Annotated in this window: 14 protein-coding genes; 8 read left to right on the top strand and 6 right to left on the bottom strand. The window is 53.5% G+C overall.

Translation table 11 applies throughout. The features are described 5' to 3' along the window. Positions 1–170 precede the first annotated feature (170 nt). From ROTMU0001_RS07390 to ROTMU0001_RS07370, 5 genes are all read right to left on the bottom strand, one after another. Positions 171–1,838, bottom strand: coding sequence for a pentapeptide repeat-containing protein (locus ROTMU0001_RS07390; protein WP_162013014.1), 1,668 nt, complete (start codon positions 1,836–1,838; stop codon positions 171–173). Positions 1,839–2,018: 180 nt separating this feature from the next. Next, positions 2,019–3,344: a pentapeptide repeat-containing protein gene (locus ROTMU0001_RS07385; protein WP_245534293.1), complete on the bottom strand. Its 1,326-nt coding sequence runs from the start codon at positions 3,342–3,344 to the stop codon at positions 2,019–2,021. A 778-nt stretch (positions 3,345–4,122) separates the two neighbouring features. Next, entirely contained in the window at positions 4,123–5,787 is a 1,665-nt protein-coding gene (locus tag ROTMU0001_RS07380; protein WP_005508996.1) for a pentapeptide repeat-containing protein, read from the bottom strand. Positions 5,788–5,949: 162 nt separating this feature from the next. Further along, on the bottom strand, positions 5,950–7,596 hold the full coding sequence (locus tag ROTMU0001_RS07375; protein WP_005508995.1) for a pentapeptide repeat-containing protein: 1,647 nt from the start codon (positions 7,594–7,596) through the stop codon (positions 5,950–5,952). Positions 7,597–7,731: 135 nt separating this feature from the next. After that, entirely contained in the window at positions 7,732–10,263 is a 2,532-nt protein-coding gene (locus ROTMU0001_RS07370; RefSeq protein WP_005508994.1) for a pentapeptide repeat-containing protein, read from the bottom strand. Between the two features lie 285 nt (positions 10,264–10,548). On the opposite strand from ROTMU0001_RS07370, the gene dnaK reads away from it, so the two are divergent. From dnaK to ROTMU0001_RS09125, 7 genes are all read left to right on the top strand, one after another. Continuing rightward, a complete protein-coding gene (dnaK, locus tag ROTMU0001_RS07365; protein WP_005508993.1) occupies positions 10,549–12,381 on the top strand; it encodes a molecular chaperone DnaK in 1,833 nt (610 codons plus the stop codon). Between the two features lie 2 nt (positions 12,382–12,383). Continuing rightward, positions 12,384–12,962 carry a nucleotide exchange factor GrpE gene (locus ROTMU0001_RS07360; protein WP_005508992.1) on the top strand — a complete coding sequence of 193 codons (579 nt, stop codon included), beginning with the start codon at positions 12,384–12,386 and terminating at the stop codon, positions 12,960–12,962. 298 nt (positions 12,963–13,260) lie between these two features. Further along, positions 13,261–14,253, top strand: a complete 993-nt coding sequence (locus tag ROTMU0001_RS07355; protein ID WP_005508991.1) for a DnaJ domain-containing protein — start codon at positions 13,261–13,263, stop codon at positions 14,251–14,253. A 3-nt stretch (positions 14,254–14,256) separates the two neighbouring features. Continuing rightward, positions 14,257–14,763 carry a heat shock protein transcriptional repressor HspR gene (locus ROTMU0001_RS07350; RefSeq protein WP_044143282.1) on the top strand — a complete coding sequence of 169 codons (507 nt, stop codon included), beginning with the start codon at positions 14,257–14,259 and terminating at the stop codon, positions 14,761–14,763. Between the two features lie 417 nt (positions 14,764–15,180). Beyond that, positions 15,181–15,720, top strand: a complete 540-nt coding sequence (locus ROTMU0001_RS07345) for a Pycsar system effector family protein (protein ID WP_044143276.1) — start codon at positions 15,181–15,183, stop codon at positions 15,718–15,720. Between the two features lie 19 nt (positions 15,721–15,739). Next, positions 15,740–16,249, top strand: a complete 510-nt coding sequence (locus ROTMU0001_RS07340; RefSeq protein WP_049327880.1) for an ImmA/IrrE family metallo-endopeptidase — start codon at positions 15,740–15,742, stop codon at positions 16,247–16,249. Continuing rightward, the gene (locus tag ROTMU0001_RS09125) at positions 16,242–17,342 is read left to right on the top strand and encodes a hypothetical protein (protein WP_145988399.1); all 1,101 of its coding nucleotides are present in this window, start codon (positions 16,242–16,244) and stop codon (positions 17,340–17,342) included. Before ROTMU0001_RS07340 ends, ROTMU0001_RS09125 begins: the two co-directional genes overlap by 8 nt. Before the next feature lie 117 nt (positions 17,343–17,459). Here ROTMU0001_RS09125 and trmB read toward each other — a convergent pair whose 3' ends face one another. Then, positions 17,460–18,266 (bottom strand): tRNA (guanosine(46)-N7)-methyltransferase TrmB, encoded by an 807-nt coding sequence (gene trmB, locus ROTMU0001_RS07330; RefSeq protein ID WP_005508988.1) that lies wholly within the window; start codon positions 18,264–18,266, stop codon positions 17,460–17,462. A 519-nt stretch (positions 18,267–18,785) separates the two neighbouring features. Between trmB and ROTMU0001_RS07325 the strand changes: the two genes are divergently transcribed. Next, the gene (locus tag ROTMU0001_RS07325; protein ID WP_005508987.1) at positions 18,786–20,252 is read left to right on the top strand and encodes an amino acid permease; all 1,467 of its coding nucleotides are present in this window, start codon (positions 18,786–18,788) and stop codon (positions 20,250–20,252) included. The last annotated feature ends 269 nt before the right edge of the window (positions 20,253–20,521 follow it).

Raw genomic sequence — 20,521 nt, 5'->3', positions numbered from 1 at the left:
GGGGTAGTGGAAGGTTAGGCGCGGTGGTTGCTCGGGGCGGTGCTTTGGGCGGCACCGTGACGGGCGGATGCGCTCGCCGGTGGGCTGCCGCCGCCGGGCTGTCGCTACCAGACCCGGGCGCGAAAAGGCCCCGCCGACGTAGGACCGGCGGGGCCTCTTAGCGATGAATCTTATTCAGTGGGCTTTTCTTCCTCGGTATCTGAATTTTCAAGAGGCTTTGCAGGCTTACTCACGCGGGTGTAGGTCTTCGTCTCTTCATCCCAGGAATCCGGGTCGAAGAGTACTGCCCCAAGGGGGATTTTAAATCGCTTGCCGTCAAGCGTAGCTGTTCCACAATTGATAGGTTTGCTGCCCCGACTGACTGAGAAAACATAGTCCTGCTGATCCTTCTGTGCAGAGAACCGGGCAGCGCCGGAGTCATCTGCAAATATGGGTGCAGATTTTTCGAAATATGCGCAATCGAAGCTTGTATTGCGGGAGAACTCCGTACCCAGGAAGTCTGCGTTTTCAGTGAACTCCGCGTGCCCGAAGTGTGCGTTTTCAGTAAACTTTGCGTTCCTGAAGTCCGCTTTTTTGGTGAACTTTGCGCCCCTCAAGTATTCGTCTCCGAAGTCTGCGTTTCCAATGAACTCCGTGTTCCTGAAGTCTGCGTTTCCAGTGAACTCCGTGCCCCCGAAGTATGCTTCTTCGGTGAACTTTGCGTTCCTGAAGTCCGCGTTTTCGGTGAACTTCGCATTCCTGAAGTATGCGTCTCCGAAGTATGTGTTTCCAGTGAACTCCGTGTTCCTGAAGTCTGCGATTCGGGTGAACTCCGCGCCCCCGAAACTTGTGGTGCCGGTGAACTCCGTGTTCCTGAAGTTTGCGATTCCGGTGAACTCTGTGTTCCTGAAGTCTGCGTTTCCGGTGAACTTCGCGTTCCTGAAGTTTGCGTCTTTGGTGAACTTCGCACCCTGGAAATCTGCTTCACCGTAGAATCGGGCAGAGGTGAATTGACCTTGTTCAATGGTGAGGTTGTTCAAGGGGTAGAAAATGGGTGCCCGGCTGAAATCGAACTTGAAACAGCTCCACGCGCCGGGGGTAACGGTTACCTCCATGCTCTTATCCACGCTGACCCTGCTGCTACGTTTGCTCATTTCCTCGAAAATGGCACGGCGTACGTCCTGCTCTTCATGAAATACTGCTTGAAGTGCCGCGATGTTATCGGGTTCCTGATATTCCGCAGAGTCCTCAAAACGCTTGCGTAGAGCATTGAGCTTTGGGGATTCATCGGGAAGAAGAGTGTTAAGCTTTTTTGATTCGAGCTCTTTTAATTCCTTGCGGGCTTCGTATTCGTCAATCTTCTCCGCAAGAGGGAATGGGGAACGAATGTAGGAGCAGAGGTTATTGATAATAACCTGCCCCTCTTCCTTCTGCTTATCTTTAGTGAGGCTATCGTCCGCAAGCCATTCATCCACCAACCCGGTGAGGGTATAGATGCCACCTAGACGAACAGGTGCTTTCTCATTAGCCAGCTGCTCTACCGCCGTGGTGTAGCGGCTACGGCGTTCTGCATGTACCTGGCGGATGTGGTCGTTTTCATTTTTCTCTTTTTCCTGGCTATTCTTTCGGTGAGTCTCGCCGAGGGTGATGACAGCTAGCACACCACCTGTGGCGTAGAGAAGAGCCTGGCGAAGAGCTGAACCATCATGGTCCTTCCCGAAACCGGAATTAAGAGCGATGGGTAGGAGAAAAGCTAAAGCGCCGCCCCAAACCGCGAGTGCACCAAGCCAGCAGTAGAACAGAGATACCTTCCGCTTTGTCCCTAATGAGTGGATTAGGTGGACAATGACTAGAATCAATGCAACTGTACCTGTGCAAACAAATAGCCAGCACCAAGCGCTAACAGAGTCGAGATGCATCTATATGATTTCCTGTCTTCTTTGAATGGAATGGCCACCAATCAGGATAACGTAAACTTTCCTGACCTGGTTATGTGCAGAGACCCCACCACACATCCGATGTGGCGGGGTCTCTGGATATTACTGCGCGGGCTCACTCAGACGGGTGTAGTCCTGCTTCTCTTCGTCCCAGGAGTCCGGGTCATACAATACGGCCCCGAAAGGGAGAACGAACGTTCTGCTGAGAAGCTCTGCCGTGTCGCACGAGAAGCTATGAGTACTATTGGGAGAAGTCTCAAATATGTAATCTTTTGGATCTGTTTGTGCAGAGAACCTAGCTCTCCACAAACCTATATTTGATATAGCCATAGCGAAGATTGGCCTAGACTGAGTGAAAACCGACGACCTGAAATCTGCGTTGCTGGTGAATGTCGTCCCGGCGAAAAATGCGTTGCCGGTGAAAATAGCCCCGTTGAACTCTGCGGCTTTGGCGAATATTGCCTCGTTGAAATGTAAGGTATCGGTAAAGGCAGTTGCGCTGAAGTCTGCATTGTTGGTGAATACCGTTTCGTTAAAGTTTGCAGTCCCGATGAAGGATGATTCGAAGAACTTTGCGTCAGTGTAGAATTTTGCGCCTGAGAAATCAGCTTTCTCAATTGTGAGGGTATTGAGGGGATAAAAGACTGGTGCTCGGCTGAAGTTGACATCAAAATTATTCCACGTTCCTGGAATAATTTCGATTAACTTGCCATCATCATCCAAAATAGCCTCGCTACTACGTTTGCTCATTTCAACAAAAATACTGCGTCGTACGTCCTGTTCTTCGCGAAATGCCGCCTGGTCCTTGGAGAAATTCCCCTCATAGTCAGTAGGTTCTATATCGGATTCAAGTACTTCTGCCTTTAGCGCCAGAGGGAAGGGAGAACGAATGTAGGAGCAAAGGCTATTGATAATAACCTGCCCTTCTTTCTGCCGTTCTTCTGGGTCGATGATGTCGTCAGCAAGCCACTCATCTACGAGACCCACGAGGGTATAGATGCCGCCCAGACGGACAGTCGCTTTCTCGTCAGCTAGCTGCTCTACAGCCTTGGTATAGCGGCTACGACGCTCAGCATGAACCTGGCGGATATGGTCGCGTTCATTCTTCTCCGCGTCCTGCTCATTCTTCTTGATATCGGCGTCAATTTTGAGACGGTCGCCCTGATTCTTCCAGTTAGTCTGCAGAAGAGTCAGAACCGCAATAATGCCGCCAGTGACGTACAGCAGATGCAGGCGCAGCTGATCTGAGCTGCCTGAGCTCATGCCGCAGAAAAACCACAACATCCAAGGCAGTAGAATCGCAACTGCACCGCCGCCCAGACCAAAGCCAATGAGGAGCTTAATAAAGTGCCGGATATACCAAGGATTCTCCTGAGCTTTCGGGATTACCGGGCTCTCTGGAGCGGATGATGCGTTATTGCGGGGCACTAGATTCTCCTGTCCTCTCTGATAGGAACGTTCACCTTCCAGCATAGGGTAAAGCTGCTTGCCGTGAGTCGCGCCCGGTCATCAACGAGGGCCAGCCTGCTTGAGCTACGCGGATGATGCTTCTGCTGTCCGCGGCAGGCAGTGAGGAATGGAAGTTTTCAAAATGACCGACATTGTTTCTCACGGTGGGTGCAATGGCTACGTAATTAGTGTTGCCGTGTTGTTATGTCTTAAGAAATGCGCTACATTATTAGGTATACGGTCATGCATATAGGGAATGTCCTTATGTGCAATGACAGTAAAATAAAAGTGGAGCCACCAGCGATGCGGCAACATCACCGGTAGCCCCACGAAAGAATGGTCTAGAAAAGACAGATAACCACGAACTGGATAGTCGCTACCAGACCAAGAAGTAGGGTAACCATATTGCTCCATCGTTCAACGAGGAGCCAGAAATGGTCCTTATCCATAGGAGTACACCTCCTCTCTATGCAATTAGAGGCAACGCGGAATTGCGTTGTCACTGCTGATTTTAGCAGATGACACACATTCCGCGGATTTTTGCTACCCAATTTAAATTTATTTATTTCAGACATGGCGTAATGCCGCTGGAAAGCGATAAACGAATCCGGGTAGATAAGATTCGAAAACCCCGCTAGAGCCTACAAGCTCAGCGGGGTTTTTCGCACCATTTTTATTTTTCGACGCAGCTACTCGGTAGCGTCCACCACGTGTACGAAGGCTCCACCACACATTCAGGTGGCGGGGCTTCTGGATATTACTGCGCGGGCTCACTCATACGCGTGTATTCCTTCTGCCGTGCATCCCAGGACGCCGGATCGAAGAGTACCGCCCCGACCGGGATGCGGTAGCCCACGCCGTTCAGCCCGGCTGTACCCAGCGGAATAGGCTGGCTACCCTCGTACACCGCGAAGTTATGCGCCTCCTGGTCGGCAGGCTCTGAACCGGCTGACAGGGCAGCGAACCGAGCCCGGTACACCTCACCCGACTCAGCATCTTCAGCTACGAAGACCGGCGAGCTCTTCACGAAAGACACATCGCAGAAATCTGCAACGCCCATAAAGGACGCTCCGTAGAACTCAGCGTCAGCCTCAAAGGTAGCCTCACTGAAATCTGCACCTTGGGCAAAAGCCGCCTCACTAAAGTCAGCGGTTTGCGTGAAAGTCGCCCATTTGAAGCGTGCGACCTGCGCGAAAGCCGTCTCACTGAAGCGGGCATCTTGGGTAAAAGTTGCCCCATTGAAGTCTGCAATCTGACTGAAAACGGCCCCGACGAAGTGCGCGTTTTGAGCGAACACAGCCCAGCTGAAGTCTGCGTTCTGAGCAAAATTTACCCCGCCAAAACTAGCATTCTGGATGAAGGCTGCCCCACTGAAGTTCGTATCTTGGGTGAATTTCACCCCGCCAAAATGCGCCTTCTGCATGAACTTCACGCCGTCGAAATGCGCATTCTGAATGAAGGACGCTCCGCCGAAGTCTGCGTTCTGAGTGAAGGTTGCGTGACCGAAGTTCCCCTCGCCTGCAAAGGTCGCGTCACCAAACCCCGCAATCTCTCCGAAGGTTGCGCGGCTGAAATCCACGGTTCCCACAAAAGCCGCCTCGCTGAAATCCGAGCCGTTGCAGAACCTCGCCGCAGAGAAGTCGGCGTTCTCAAGAGTCAGACCGTCGAGAGGATAGAAGACAACCGCCCGGCTGAAATCGAACTCAAAGCCGCTCCATGCGCCGGGGACAACCGTCACCTCGCCCTTCTCATTTTCAGCAAGGGTGCTACTACGCTTACTCATCTCAACGAAGACGCTGCGGCGAACATCCTGCTCACCACGAAAAGCCGCCAGATCCGTAGCGAAATCACCCGCATAGTTAGCGGGCGGCGTATCGGATTCAAAAGCTTCTGCCTTGAACGCCCGCGCGAACGGCGAACGAACATAAGCACAGAGGGCATTGACGACGACCTGCCCCTCCTTCTGCCGCGCCTCAACGCTGAGCTGCTCGTCAGCGAGCCACTCATCCACCAGACCTGCAAGCGTGCTGACGGCACTCGCACGGACTGCCGGGTTCGGATACGCCAGATGCTCAACTGCCTTGCTGTAACGGGTATGGCGCTTGGCGTGCACCCGCTGGGGGTGTTCCAGCTTTTTCTGGGCGTTCATGCGGTGGAACTCCCCAAGAAAGAGAACACCCAGCAGGGTACCGGTGATGAAGAAAATGAACGGCTGAACCTCAAAATTGGCGATGCCAGGGTCAAAGGTGAAAGGCATAAAACCCGCCGCGACAATGCCCAAGAGCGCGATAGCCCAAACCCAGGTGCGGAAGCTAGACAGCTTCCCCTTGAAGTTGCCGAACTGCGCGGCGAGCGGGAAAAACAGAATGACGACTGCGCAAGCTATCAGCCAAGCCCACGCGGTGCTGGGTGCTAGATGCATGTGGTTCTCCTGTCATCGTTGAAAGGGGCGGGTCATACTCAGCATAAGGTAAAGCTGTTGGGCTTGGGTGGTTGCTGGTCAAAAGCAAGAACCCCGCCAGCGCTGGATGTGCGGGCGGGGTCTGCGTGTGGGGCTTCCCCGACGGCGGGGGAGAGCTAGGTTTTACTGTGCGGGCTCACTGAGGCGGGTGTAGTCCTGCTTCTCTTCGTCCCAGGAATCCGGGTCGTACAGCACAGCACCGAGAGGGAGAATGAACGTTCTATTAAGAAGCTCCGTCTCGCCGCAGCTGAAACCGTGCGGGCTCTCCGGGCGCACCTCGAACAGGTAATCCTGCGGATCCGCTTGCGCCGAGAACCGTGCCCTCTGCAGCCGCCTCTCCAAAGCCTCAAAGGACGGCTCAACGTACGCGAAGCTAGTCTGCCTGAAATCTGCCCGCTGACCGAACGTCGCATCCGCGAAGTAGGCGCCCTCAAAGCTCGCCCCGTTGAAGCTCACCTCCCGCGCGAACGTCGCCTTGTAGAAGCCGACATGTGCCGTGAACGTCGCCTTACTAAAGTCGGCATCCTGCGCGAAGGTCGCGTTACCGAAGTTCGCTCCCTGCGGGAAGTCCATCTCATAGCGCGTCCTCGGAAGCGCAATAAAAGACGCCCGGCTGAACATGGCGTCGCCGTCGAACCGCGCCCCACCAAAATCCTCGTACTGCGTGAAGGACGCCCCACTAAAGTCCGCCGCGCTCGCAAAGCGTACGTTGCTGAACATTGCGGACTGCTTGGTGGCTATACCGGCAAAGCGTGCGGCCCCGCCGAACAGCGACTTGGAGAATACCGCTGGGCGGTTGAAGACCGACGCGGCGAAGTGCGCTTCATCGTGGAACGTGGAGGCGGTGAACACTGCCTTTCCCTCAAAGGTGACCGCCGCGAAGCTGGCTATGCCTGCGGTGTTCAAACGCGAGAAGTTAGCATCGGACTCGAAGGAGGCTACTGCGAAGTCAGCTACAGCTGAAAAGACCGCATCTGAGAAGTCAGTCTCGCCGGTGAAGGTTACGGTCGCGAAGCTTGCCACGTCCGCAAAATGAGCCCCGCTGAAAGTTGCCGAGCCTGCGAAGTGCGCGGCGCTGAAGCCCACCCAGTCGTTGAAATTCGCGCCGTGGAAGGAAGCGTCAGCCGTGAACTGTGCTGCCGAGAAGCTGGTGTCACCGTGGAAGGTCGCGCCGAAGAAATCTGCCGGGCCGTAAAAGGTTGCGGAGGCGAAGTCGGCATTCTGAAAGTGCAGTTGCCGTAGCGGGTAGAAGATGGGTGCGCCGCCAAAGTCGAAGCGCAAATCCGCCCACATGGGCGATACCGACGGCACTGCGTGCTTGCTTCCCCTGTCGCCGGTCTTGTTGTTCTCGGTAATTGCGGCGAGGCGGCGGCTGAACTCCATGAAGACCGTGCGGCGCACCAGCTGCTCTTCGCGTAGTGCCTCCTGATCGCGCTCAAAGTCGCCTTCGTACCTTTCGGGGGCCTCGTCTGCTTCTAGGACCTGCCGCTTCTGCGCGAGGGGGTAGGGCGTGCGGATGCACCCGGTCAGCGCGTCGATAATGGCTTGGGCTTCTGCGCGGCGCACCTGCTCGGGGAGGGACGCGTCGGTGAGCCACTCGTCTGCGAGGTTCGCGAGCGTGTACGCCCCGCCGAGGCGTACGGCGGGCTGGTGCCCGTCGAGGAATTGTTCGAGGGCGTGCGTGTAGCGTTCGTGCCGCCCGGCCTGTTGGTTGTGCGCCGGGGTGTTTTTGCGTTGCCGCAGCGCGGTGAAGAGTTTGTTGAGGTTCATGGCGGTGTGCCCTTCCTGCTCCGGTGCTGGCTTATATCCAGCATAGGGGAGAGGGGATATAAAAGGTGCAGTTTGGGCGCACCATTTGCCCTAAATCAGGGAAATGATGCGCCCAAAAGAATCTTCTAGATACATCTAATAAATATCTTCGTCGTCCCAGATCGGAGGACACTCGGGGTCATATAAATCTCCCCCAACAGGTAGGACAAATATATTTTCATTAAATCTGATTTTCTTGGTTTCTAATTTTTGTTGACTTTCAGGTGAAATATCAAAAATATAATTTTTTGGGTCGACCAGTTCTGAGAAAATTGATTCATAATTAAACCAATCTTCTTTAGTGTTATTGTATATGTATCCTGAAAATAAAGGAGGCGATGCTGCAAATTGTGAATTTATGAAGCTAGCTCCTTGATTATAGGTGGTTTTTATAAACTCTGATTTACCTCTAAAATTTGAGGATGTAAAATCTGCTTTTTTATCAAAAAGTGACTCATTGAAACTAGTATTTCCTTCAAAGGTTGAACCTTCAAAATTGGCATCGCCGTAAAAATTAATTTCAGTAAAGAATGATTTATCTTTGAAGGTTGCTCCCGAAAAATTCGCTACGTCGTTAAAGGTTGAATTGACGAAAGAAGCTGGGCCGGTGAAAGTGATATAGTTAAATCCGGCAGATTTGTAAAATTCAGCATTCATAAAATTGGTATTATTTTTAAATTTTGTGGAACTAAATGATGCGATATCTGTAAATGTGACATCTTGGAAGTTTGCAGAATTCTGGAACGTAACTAATTGTAGTAGGGAGATTCCGAAAGTCATTTTTTTAAAAATTGCTTCGTTGTAGAATATTGTTCTGTGGAAGCAAGTGGTTTGGCTTTCCGAAGCAGTAAAGTCTGCCTTCCTTCGGAATGTTGTATCCGAAACTTCTAAAAATTCAAATGTGGAATCATTGAAATATGCATCTCCGATGATGGATGAATCCTTTATTTTTAGCCCGCCATGGAAAGTGCCCCCAATGCAACTTAAATTTTGCGAGAAATTTATGTGTTTGAAGGTTGTTTCTCCTGTAAACTCAGAGTTGTCAAGATTAATATTGCCATTAAAAGAAATATAGGTAAAATCGGATTTGCCTTCAAATACGGCAGAATCAAATCTAGTATCCCCGTTGAAAAATGAATTTGAGAATTCGGCGTTGTAGAACTTTGCTTCGGAAAAGTTTGTGTTTTTAAATGTAATATTGTTTAGGGGATAGAATATTGGAGCTCGATTGAAATTGAAGGTGAATTCATTCCATATGTTGTGGATAGTGGATATGGCACCATTCTCCGCGGTACTTTTGCTAAGCCGGTCGCTCATTTCGGAGAAAATAAGGAGACGAATGTCGACCTCATGTGCAAGGGCTTTTTTATCTGATTCTGAGAGGGAATCAAATTTTTCCAGTTGTTCATCGGTGTAATTATTGGGAATGGTCTGTATGTACTTACAAAGAATGTTTATAATTGTTTGAGCTTCTTTCTTCGCCTTCTTTTTTAGCTTCTCCAGTTCTTCCGTATTATTACTGAGGTCTTCGTAATCTAACCAGGCATCGGCAAGTTTAGCTAGTTTGGGAACGGCTGTATAAGCAGCCTTCACATCAGCGCCATGAAGCTCTGTAACAGCCTTATCGAAACGGTCGTTATAAGAGTCATGAAGTTGGCGTATATAGTCTCGTTTATCTTTTTGTTTTTGGATGTCTAGCTGCTCTTTTTCAAGTTCACTTTTCTGGTGGGTTTTGTAGTATCCGAATATGGCAATAACTCCACCCGTAATGCCAAGCAAGGCAGTTGTTAGCGGAGCTCCATCTCCAATGAGCTTTGTAACATTCATAATCATCGGAATTAAGATTGCGAGTGCGCCGCCGAGAACAACAATTATTGTAAAAAATTGAGGCTGATTTTTTTGAAATGAATCTACAATGTCAGATTTTTTCTTATATGCTTCGCCGATACTGACCCCAATGTATGTAACAGTAAATGCGGAAAGGAATAGCCTAATTATATTAATGCAGGCAGAAGGAGGGTCTGAATAGTATATGAAGTGTACAGTCATCAGTCCGAGGATGGGAAGAATAAGGAAAACTGCCCTTTTCCATCCTGGTTTTATGATTGAGATAAGTACATTAATTGGGTCAGGACTTTCCTTGGAGGGTGTTTCCTGGGGAGGCACTGCAATCTCCTGTCTACTTTGAGAGGATATGGTCGTAACCAGGATACGGTAGACGGGTAACCTCAAGCCACAGGTGAAGGTTGAAGAATTGCGCGTCGGACAAGCGGAGATACCTTCATGGAGTGAGCAATGGAGCTTGCAGATTGGTTCTCCATATATTAGAGGGGCGAATCTCTGAGATCTCAGGTGGGTGTCTGCAGCTGAGGCGCCTGCACGAAGCGCACCTCCAGCAACGCTGCTAGAGGTATAGCTTCCCGGCTCAAAAATCGCTCCGCACCTCCTATATAGGACTCTCTTGGTGCCTCTCATACCCCCAATTTTTGGGTTTTCCACCCCTTTTTTAAAGATTTTTAAAAATTTTTTCGCACCGAGTGCCCGTCGGTGTCCGCCATGCGCTGAATAGCCTCGCTGCACCCTCGCCCAGCCCAAAAAACCGCGGAATTTCGCGGCAAAACCGCCCATTCGCGCCTCGCCGCCGCCCCAAAATCGCCGGCAAAATACCCCTCCAGAGCTCCAAAAAACCCGCCCCTCACGCCACTCCACACAAAAAAGTTGAGTAAAGTTCGCTCAACCCTATTGACACACCCTCTGAGAGGGTGCATACTTGAGTACATGAGGCTCAAGGGAGCCGCGCAGACCACTCCACACGGGGCGGCACGCGCAGCACCGACCGCCTCCAAAACTTTCAAACTAACCCGCCTCGCATTAGAAGAAGCGGGGCACTGATCACAAGGAGTGAATAAACATATGGCACGTGCAGTAGGTATTGACCTCGGTACCACCAACTCGGTCGTAGCAGCACTGGAAGGTGGCGACCCCGTAGTTATCGCCAACGCAGAAGGCACCCGCACCACCCCCTCCGTCGTCGCATTCTCCAAGGATGGCGAGGTTCTGGTCGGTAGCGTCGCAAAGCGTCAGGCAGTAACCAACGTCGACCGCACCATCTCCTCCGTCAAGCGCCACATGGGCACTGACTGGACCACCGAGATTGACGGTAAGAAGTACACCCCGCAGGAAATCTCCGCTCGTATCCTCATGAAGCTGAAGGGCGACGCAGAGGCATTCCTGAACGACACCGTCACCGACGCTGTCATCACCGTCCCGGCATACTTCAACGACGCTGAGCGTCAGGCAACTAAGGAAGCCGGCGAGATTGCAGGCCTGAACGTCCTGCGTATCGTCAACGAGCCCACCGCCGCAGCACTCGCATACGGCCTGGACAAGGGCAAGGAAGACGAGCTCATCCTGGTCTTCGACCTCGGTGGCGGTACCTTCGACGTCTCCCTGCTGGAAGTCGGCAAGGACGACGACGGCTTCTCCACCATCCAGGTTCGCGCAACCAGCGGTGACAACCGCCTCGGTGGCGACGACTGGGACCAGCGCGTAGTCGAGTGGCTGCTCGCACAGGTGAAGGCAAACACCGGTGCTGACCTGTCCAAGGACAAGATTGCTCTGCAGCGTCTGCAGGAAGCAGCTGAGCAGGCTAAGAAGGAGCTGTCCAGCGCTTCTAGCACCAACATCTCCCTGCAGTACCTGTCCGTGACCCCCGAGGGCCCCATCCACCTGGATGAGAAGCTGACCCGCGCAAAGTTTGAGGAACTGACCCGCGACCTGCTCGAGCGCACCAAGAAGCCCGTGCTCGACGTAATCAAGGAAGCTGGCGTGTCCATCTCCGAGATTTCTGAGGTCATCCTGGTCGGTGGCTCCACCCGTATGCCCGCCGTCGCTGAGCTCGTCAAGGAGCTCACCGGCCGCGAGCCCAACAAGGGCGTGAACCCCGACGAGGTCGTGGCAATGGGTGCAGCACTGCAGGCAGGCGTGCTGAAGGGCGACCGTAAGGACGTTCTGCTAATCGACGTCACCCCCCTCTCCCTCGGTATCGAGACCAAGGGCGGCGTGATGACCAAGCTGATCGAGCGCAACACCGCAATCCCGACCAAGCGTTCCGAGACCTTCACCACCGCAGAGGACAACCAGCCCTCCGTGACCATTCAGGTCTTCCAGGGTGAGCGTGAGTTCACTCGCGACAACAAGAACCTGGGTACCTTCGAGCTGACCGGCATCGCCCCCGCACCCCGCGGCGTGCCCCAGATTGAGGTTACCTTCGACATTGACGCTAACGGCATCGTGCACGTCTCCGCAAAGGACAAGGGCACCGGCGTTGAGCAGTCCATGACCATCACCGGCGGTACCTCCCTCTCCAAGGATGACATCGACCGCATGGTCAAGGACGCAGAGGCACACGCAGAGCAGGACAAGGCACGCCGCGAGGCTGCTGACACCCGCAACGAAGCCGAGTCCGTCGCATACACCACTGAGAAGCTCCTGAAGGAGAACGGCGACAAGCTGCCCGAGAACGTCAAGACCGAGGTTCAGGGCGATGTCGACGAGCTGAAGAAGGCACTCGAGGGCGACGACGACGCAGCAGTGAAGTCCGCATTCGAGAAGCTGCAGGCATCCCGATCCAAGCTGGGCGAGGCACTCTATGCAGCAGCACAGGCTGAGGCATCCGAGTCCAAGCCCGCCGCTGATGAGGACGTTGTCGACGCCGAGGTTATCGACGAAGACGAGAAGAAGTAATCATGGCTGAGCAGGAAAACACCACCCCCGACCCGCTGGAGGAGGCATTCAACGCCCCCGCAGCGGAAGGCCACCCCGAAGCTGAATCGGTCGAAACCGCCGAAGAAGCTGCGGAAGCCGTCGAGGCTGAGCTCCAGGACGCCGTAGAAGCAGAATCTGCGGATGCGGCACTCGCCGCAGAGCGCCTGGACTCCCTGCTTCGCCTGCAGGCAGAGTTCACCAACTACAAGAACCGCACCGCCCGCGAAAAGGAGCAGCTGCGAAACTTCGTAATCGGTGACCTGGTCGGCGCACTGCTGCCGGTGCTCGACGATATCGACGCCGCACGCAAGCACGGCGACCTGCAGGAAGGTCCCTTCGCCTCCATCGCTACCAAGCTCGAAGAGCTGCTCGGCAAGCAGGGCGTGGAGCGTTTCGGTGAAGTAGGCGACGCCTTCGACCCGAACATCCACGAAGCAGTACTGCAGCAGCCCACCGACGAGGTGGCTGAGGACCATGTCTCCATGGTTCTGCGTTACGGCTACCGCGTGAACGACCGCGTGGTTCGTACCGCGCAGGTGGCTGTGGCTGTCGCACCGTAAGGTGGCCGGCTAAGCATTGGCTGAATAACTAACGACGGGCGGGTGCTCTCCCTGGTGGGGGAGTGCCCGCTCTGTTGTTTGCCTGAACTGTTTGCCTGGGTTATTTATCCGGGCTGTGGCGAGCTGTGGTGGCGGCGAGAAGGCTTGTAGGGGTGCAATTTTTTGGGCTCAGCCCTTTCAAAATTGAGTCAAGTAGACTAAACTTTTATATAGAGTATTAAGACAAGTACGCGGTGCCCCTGCAAGCCGTCCCGTAACCGAGGAGGGCGGCGCATCACCGCAGAAGGAGAAACACAACATGGCAAGTGAAAACTGGCTGACCGACGACTTTTATAAGGCACTGGGTGTCAGCGAAGACGCAAGCGAAAGCGACATCAAGAAGGCGTACCGCAAGCTCTCCCGCAAGTACCACCCGGACCTGAACCCCGGCGACGCCGCAGCAGAGAAGAAGTTCAAGGAAATCTCGGAAGCATACGACGTGCTCTCCGATAAGAAGCAGCGCGAAGAGTACGACCAGATCCGCCGCTACGGCGCATCTGGCATGGGCGGCTTCGGCGGAGGTGGTTTCGGCGGTGGTAGCTACACCGGCTACCCCGGCGCGGACGCATTCGGCGGCTTCAGCAACGGCGGCGCAGGCATCAACATTGACGACCTGCTCGGTGGCCTCTTCGGCGGTAGCGCTGGCGGTTCCCGACGCTCCGCAGGCTTCACCAGCGCCGACTTCGGCGGCATGGGTGGCGGCGGCTTCGGCGGCGCACAGCACGCAGCCCCCGAAGAAAGCACCACCAGCACCCGCATCAGCCTCGCCCAGGCATACACCGGCGCGACCGTGACCGTGTTCCTGCCGGACGGCTCCCACACCGAGGCACGCATCCCCGCAGGCATTAAGGACGGCCAGAAGGTCCGCCTGCGCGGCAAGGGCCTGCGCGGCGGCGACCTGAAGGTCACCGTGCGCGTCTCCGATGACTCCGTGTACTCGCGCGAGGGCAACAACCTGATTATGCGCGCGCCCGTCACCCTCGCCGAGGCCGTCGACGGCGCAGTGATTGAGGTGCCCCTGCCGGACGCATCCACCGTGAAGCTGCGCCTGGCACCCGGCCAGGTCGGCCGCCGACTGCGCGCCAAGGGCCGCGGCTTCAAGGCTAAGGGCGGCGACGGCGACCTGCTGGTCATCCCGGAGATTGTTCTGCCCACTGAGCTGAGCGCAGAGGCGCAGGAAGCGTTCGATAAGTTCGTAAAACTGGCACCGCAGGAGAACCCGCGTAAGGATCTGTTGAAGAAGGCGAAGTAAACCATGGCATCTCGAGAATCATCATCTAAGTCCCGTAGCGGCAAGCCGTTGCACAGCGTGGACCTGCCGGTTTTCGTGATTTCTGTGGCGGCTGAGCTGGCGGGCATGCACCCGCAGACCCTGCGCCAGTACGACCGCATCGGCCTGGTCCAGCCTTCGCGTGCGCCCGGTAAGGCGCGCCGCTATTCGCAGCGTGACGTGAACCGTCTGCAGCAGATTCAGCAGCTCTCGCAGGAGGGCGTCTCCCTGGAGGGTATTCGCCGCATTATTGAGCTGGAGTCCCTCGTGGAGGAGCAGCAGGAGCAGATTGCGGCGCTGCAGCGTCAGGTTGAGGATGCGAAGGTGAAGCTGGGCTTGGCGGAGCGCGTGTTCGCTGCCGGTACCAGCGGCGACGTGGTGCATATTGCCCGCGGTACCCGCCCAGCGCCTCGTCAGCGTTCTTCGGCTGTGGTGCTGTACCGTCAGCGTCACCAGCCGGCTACGGCGGATGATACGAAGCCGCCGCGCTAAACCGGTTAAACCCGCTACACTGGGATAAACGGTTCGGCTGTTCTAGCTCATTTGCGCTAGTCAGCCGCCCATATAGGCTTGTGCGTCTTAGCGTTGTGCGAGCGAGGTAGGGTAGACCCCCGCCCGCATGCACTCAGACCCACACACAAGGAGGTGAGGCTCCCCGAATGACCGGGGAGCCTCACCTCCTTAAATCTCATAGCTCAGGTGGGTTAAGATAATGGCTTCATTATTCGTAGCAGCGACGAAAATGGGAGCATAGGGTCTAGATAAACGGTAGAGTGGTGAGTACACAGAAGCAGTTTTTGGCATCTTGTTCAAGGGAAAAGAGCAATTTGGCAGTAGTGCTTCTGGTTAGGTGGATACTCTCTGAAATCTTCCACACAACCGCTAGCATCATCAGAAGGAGGTAAGAAAATGGCTGAGGCGATTGACCGCTACGACGTCGAGCAAGAGACAGGGTTGAGCTACGAACAGAGGTGGCAAATCATCCAGCATTTTACTGAATGGATTAGGCACGGTGACTCTAAGATTCAGATGTTGTTGACTGTGCAGGGGGTTATTGTCGCTGCTTATGGAGCGCTTGTTCCCAATTTTCTATCTAAACAGGATGTCTGGAACCCCTGTACTTTAACTTCCAACATCGTATTTGCTCTTTCTGTACTAGTATCTTTTGGGTATGGTTTTAGTGCATTACAACCTTACACGAAAGCATACGACGGAAAATCTAGTAGTCGAAATGTGTTTTACTATGGTTCATATGTGAACGGTAAAAAACTTGTAGATTTGGATAGCCTGAGTGAAGATAAGAAAAAAGAATATCTTAGTGAGCAAATATCTGTATTAGGCTTCGTTGCCAGTGAGAAATTTTCTGCTATTGGTCGACTTCAATTTTTTATATTTATTAATGTCATTTTGCTAGTTCCTGTATTTATTTCTTTGAGTCTTGTAAGGTAGGTGTTTAATTGTGGAAAATATGCAGCTCGTAAAATATATAGCTGAGAAATTGAATAATCAATTTATAGGTGAAGGTGTATCTGAAAAAGAATTGAATCTAGATACTGTAAAGCTGGTAGAAAGTCTAGGCGGTACAGTGTATGAGGTTGGATACATAAAGATGAATGGTAATTCAATGGTTGTAAATCCTGATGATAATTCATTTGAGATATACGTCTCGGCATTTGATGGGAAGAAGCGACAAAAATTTACTATTGCTCATGAGATTGGACATTATTTTATTCACTATTTGAGGAATATTTCAAAAAATCCTCAAACTACTTATCGGAGGACAAGTGTTGCTGTTGGGGGTTATCAAGAGTATGAGGCAAATGTTTTTGCCGCAAATTTGCTAATGCCTGAGAACAAGTTTAAACAAATTTATGAAAATTGTGGGCAAGATTTGGCTATTGTTGCTGAAAAATTTGGCGTTTCTGTCGCAGCTGCTGAGGTTCGGGCTCGTTCTTTAGGGCTAATCGGTAATGTCTGAAGGTAATCAGGGGCGTCAAAAAAATGAGGTGCAGCCCGAGGTTATTACACCTCGGGCTGTGCTTGTGTGTGGTGTTGATATTGAAGGTTCCACGGCTTTGAAAGTTCAAAATCCAGGGTCCGGAAAATTTCAGATCGCAAACTTTTTAGAAACTTTTAATATTCTTTTGCGAGACAAAGACTCGCGAGATGGGGATGATTGTGAAGATGGATGGTTTTTATGGAGAGTGCGAGGTGATGAGCTCATCTATTTTAGAGTCATTCCATTTGAGGAATCAAATAACTCTTTCAATCAATATATTGAAAAATATGTTAATGAATTTGTTGTGACTCTTGAAGGTATGAGTTCTACAGAATCTATGGGGGTTCACGGATATGCTTTCTTGTTGCAATCAAAAGGGGAGCCGTGGGACTTTTCCTGGAATCTTATCGCAAAAAATGGTGTTGGCAAGAAGAAAAAGCAGGAATATCTTGAAAAACAAATGGGGGATCCGTCCTTTCTTGACCTTCTTGCTGAGGAGGTTTTTTCGAATTATAAAAAAGACCTTCGATTTATTCAAAATGATTATCATGTAGACTTCATAGGTCGTGAGGTTGATCTTGGGTTTAGAATTGCCGAGCATTCTCGACCCCACTATTTTGTTCTGTCTCCTAATCTGGCGAAGTGTATTTTAAGAACTGGAAGCGAGGAAAGGGATATTCTTTTTCTCGGTTTTCATGAGCTGAAGGGTTGCGCTATTGGGGATGGAGGGCCTGAAAAATTTCCTTTATTTTTTATTCCGGTTAAAAATAAGGGAGATAGTCTAAGTGAAGAAATTTTAGAAAATTATAGAATATTCAATGATTCGGACTATGGGGAAAGTCTAAAAAAATTTGAAGAATACGAGCATAGTTCTTGCGAAAGAAAATATAAAGGATTTGATAAAAAGAAAATTGATGTGAATGATAAATCTGGTGTAAATCCAAATATTCTCCAAGAAGCGCAGAGGCTTCTGGAACAAGTGAGGGAATCTTTAGAAAAATATCAGGAGGAGCGTCTTCATCACTTACAGGAAACAAGCTTCCCCCCTTCTGAGGAAGAAACAACTTATTAAAACTAACCGTTAAGGAGGTGAGGCTCCCCGAATGATCGGGGAGCCTCACCTCCTTTAACCTATATGCACTTTGCGCGCTGGCGGGAAACCACCTGGCGGTAACTGGCGCTACTCCGCTTACTTGCGGCGGTAGGTCAGATCGTGCGCGCGGCGGCCCGCCTCCTGAGCCTTACGCTCAAAGCTGGTGAGGGTACGACCCTCCCAACGCGGAGCCCAACCACCCAGCGGATCCTCCTCAGTCGCACCAGCGCCGGGGTTCACGTTCTCAAAGTCGGGGTGCGCCTCCAGAACCTCACGCATGACCAGGGCGTACTCCTCCCAGTCAGTCGCCAGACGCCAAATGCCGCCGGGCTTGAGCACGCGCGCAACCTTATCAGCGAACGCCGGGGATACCAGGCGGCGCTTGTGGTGGCGGGACTTGTGCCAGGGGTCCGGGAAGAACACCCACAGCTCGTCCACGGAGTTCTCCTCGAGCATGTTGTCGAGCAGTTCGGGTGCGTTCGCTTGAGCCACACGCACGTTCTCCACGCCAGCGTTGCCCATCTTCAGCAGCAGGTCCGCGATGCCGGGGGTGTACACCTCAACGGCGAGGAAGTTCGCCTCGGGCACCTCAGCTGCGCGGTGCACAATCGCCTCGCCCAGACCGGAACCGATCTCGACGACCTGGTACGCCTCACGGCCGTAAATCTTAACCGGGTCGAAAGTTGCCTCGGGCGCGACGGAGGTGTCGGTGCGCAGGCGCGGAATGTCCAGCACGTGGGTGGGGGAGTAGGTGTCCCACGCCTTCTGGCGGCGCGCGGTGAGGCGGTCGCCGCGGCGGACGAAGGAGTAGGGCTGGCGGAAGAATTCCTCGGGAACCGGCTTCTTGGCCTTTTCTTCGGTGGATTCGGGTGCCTGGCTAGGCTGCGTGTTCTCAGTAGACATACCTAAAAGAATAGCGTAGCGCCGCTACACCGTGCGGTTTCGCGGCGTGCGGGGCTGGCGTGACGCTGAACTAGCCGGGCATGACGCTGAACTAGCCGGGCGTATGCCGGTCTGAGAAACACAGAAATTTAGCGCGCAGACAAAAGTGCGGCGGCTCAGGGGTGGTGCGGGGCGTGTTCCGGGTGGAGGCTGAGAGATACCACAGGCTCGCCCCGTCTCAATCGCCCCGTCTCAAAAATCTGGTGATGTTGTATTCCTTGTACTTGTGTGGGTATGAGGGGGTAAAATTTGAAATTATGCATTCTCTGCATAACCCTTTATCGGCGATGCAAGAAGTCGGAAGCCCCGCGAAATCGGAGCCCACAAGCCCAAGCGTACCGCGCCGGCTCGGGAAGCGCGGGAACCGCCTCCTGGCGCGCCGTTCAGGATTATGCACGAATACCAACCACCCGGACTCGCCCCCGAGTGAAATTTAGGGCGAATCGACGCAGGAAAGAGAAATACGTGACACAGCAGCCAATGCAGCACAACTCCGTCACCGGCCTAGACTCCGAAGCTGAGCACTCCAAGCTTCAGCGCGGACTAAGCTACCGACACATCCAGCTGATCGCTATTGGCGGCGCCATCGGCACCGGCCTGTTCCTCGGCTCAGCAAAGACCATCGCCCTGACCGGCCCCTCCATCGTCTTTGTTTACGCCATTATCGGTAGCGTCATCTACTTTGTTCTGCGCGCCATGGGCGAGATTCTGCTCTCCAACCCCAAGTACAAGTCCTTCACCGACTTCATCACCGACATCCTCGGCCTGCGCGCCGGCTTCTTCGTCGGCTGGTCGTACTGGTTCTTCTGGGTCGTCACAGGTATCGCGGACGTCATTGCCATTACCGGCTACATCAAATACTGGTGGCCGGAAATCCCAGCCTTCATCCCGGCGCTGACCGTTATCGTGGCTCTGCTGCTGCTGAACCTGCCCTCGGTGAAGAACTTCGGTGAAATCGAATTCTGGTTCGCAGTCATTAAAATCGTCGCCATTGTCGCCCTCATTATTGTTGGTGCGCTCATGGTTGCCTTTAGCTTCACCGCGCCCGACGGTACCGTCGCCTCTGTGACAAACCTCTGGGATCGCCCCGGCCCCTCCGGTAGCGGTATCTTTACCCAGGGCCTGACGGGCTTCCTGGGTGCCTTCCAGATTGCGCTCTTTGCCTTCGTGGGTGCTGAGCTGGTCGGTACCGCCGTGGCGGAAACCGAACACCCTGAACGCACCCTGCCCAAGGCAATTAATGCGGTACCCTTCCGCATTGGCCTCTTCTACGCCCTGCCGCTGATGACCATCCTCGCCGTGACCCCCTGGGACAAGCTGGATAAGTCCATGAGCCCCTTTGTGGGCATGTTCTCCCTGGCGGGCATTGCTGTTGCCGCATCGCTGGTGAACTTCGTGGTGCTGACCTCCGCAGCGTCCTCGGCGAACTCCGGTATTTTCTCGACCTCCCGCATGGTCTACGGTCTGGCACACGACGGCGCCGCCCCCTCCGCACTGGGTAAGCTCACCAAGAACGGTGTGCCCGCCAACGCCCTGTATCTGACCACCGTGCTGCTGCTGTTCAGCCTGGTCATGCTGTACGCCGGTAGCGGCATTATGGAGGCGTTCACCGTGGTGACCTCCGTGGCGTCGATGATGGGTATCTTCACCTGGAGCATGATCCTGATTGCGTACCTGGTCTACCGTAAGAAGTTCCCTGAACGCCACGAGGCATCCGTATACAAGATGCCCTGGGGTATTGGCATGAGCTGGTTTGGTCTGGTCTTCTTTGCTGTTATGGTCTACGCCCTGAGCCTGTACCCGGACACCGCAATCGGTCTGGCGCTGACCCCCATCTGGTTCATCGCTCTGGCTATTGGCTACGAGATTCTGACCCGCCACCATGCGGCGAAGCGTGCTCGCGCACTGGCCGCCGAGAAGCCTGCTGAAGAGGCTGCTCAGAAGTAATTCTGTTCTTTCTGCGGCGCTGTTGGTAAGCCCCGTTTCTGCATTCTTTTGGGATGCGGAGGCGGGGCTTTCTCGTGCCCTCGTGCCTGCCTGTTTACGTTCCGGGCGGCATTTTTTACGTCGCTTGATATGATGTAAATAATAGAAATAGGTCACATTTTTGCCGTAAATCCTGTTTTCTTGCACTTAACACCTGTAGAATAACTATCCAAGTAGCTGTGAGAGCTCTCAGAAAAACTCCGCGTCAATCGATAGCGTGACACTTCCGA

It is taken from the genome of Rothia mucilaginosa ATCC 25296 (genome assembly GCF_000175615.1).
Lineage (GTDB): Bacteria > Actinomycetota > Actinomycetes > Actinomycetales > Micrococcaceae > Rothia > Rothia mucilaginosa.
Note: the sequence above shows the minus strand (reverse complement) of the source record. Positions and strands in the feature narration are given on the sequence as shown.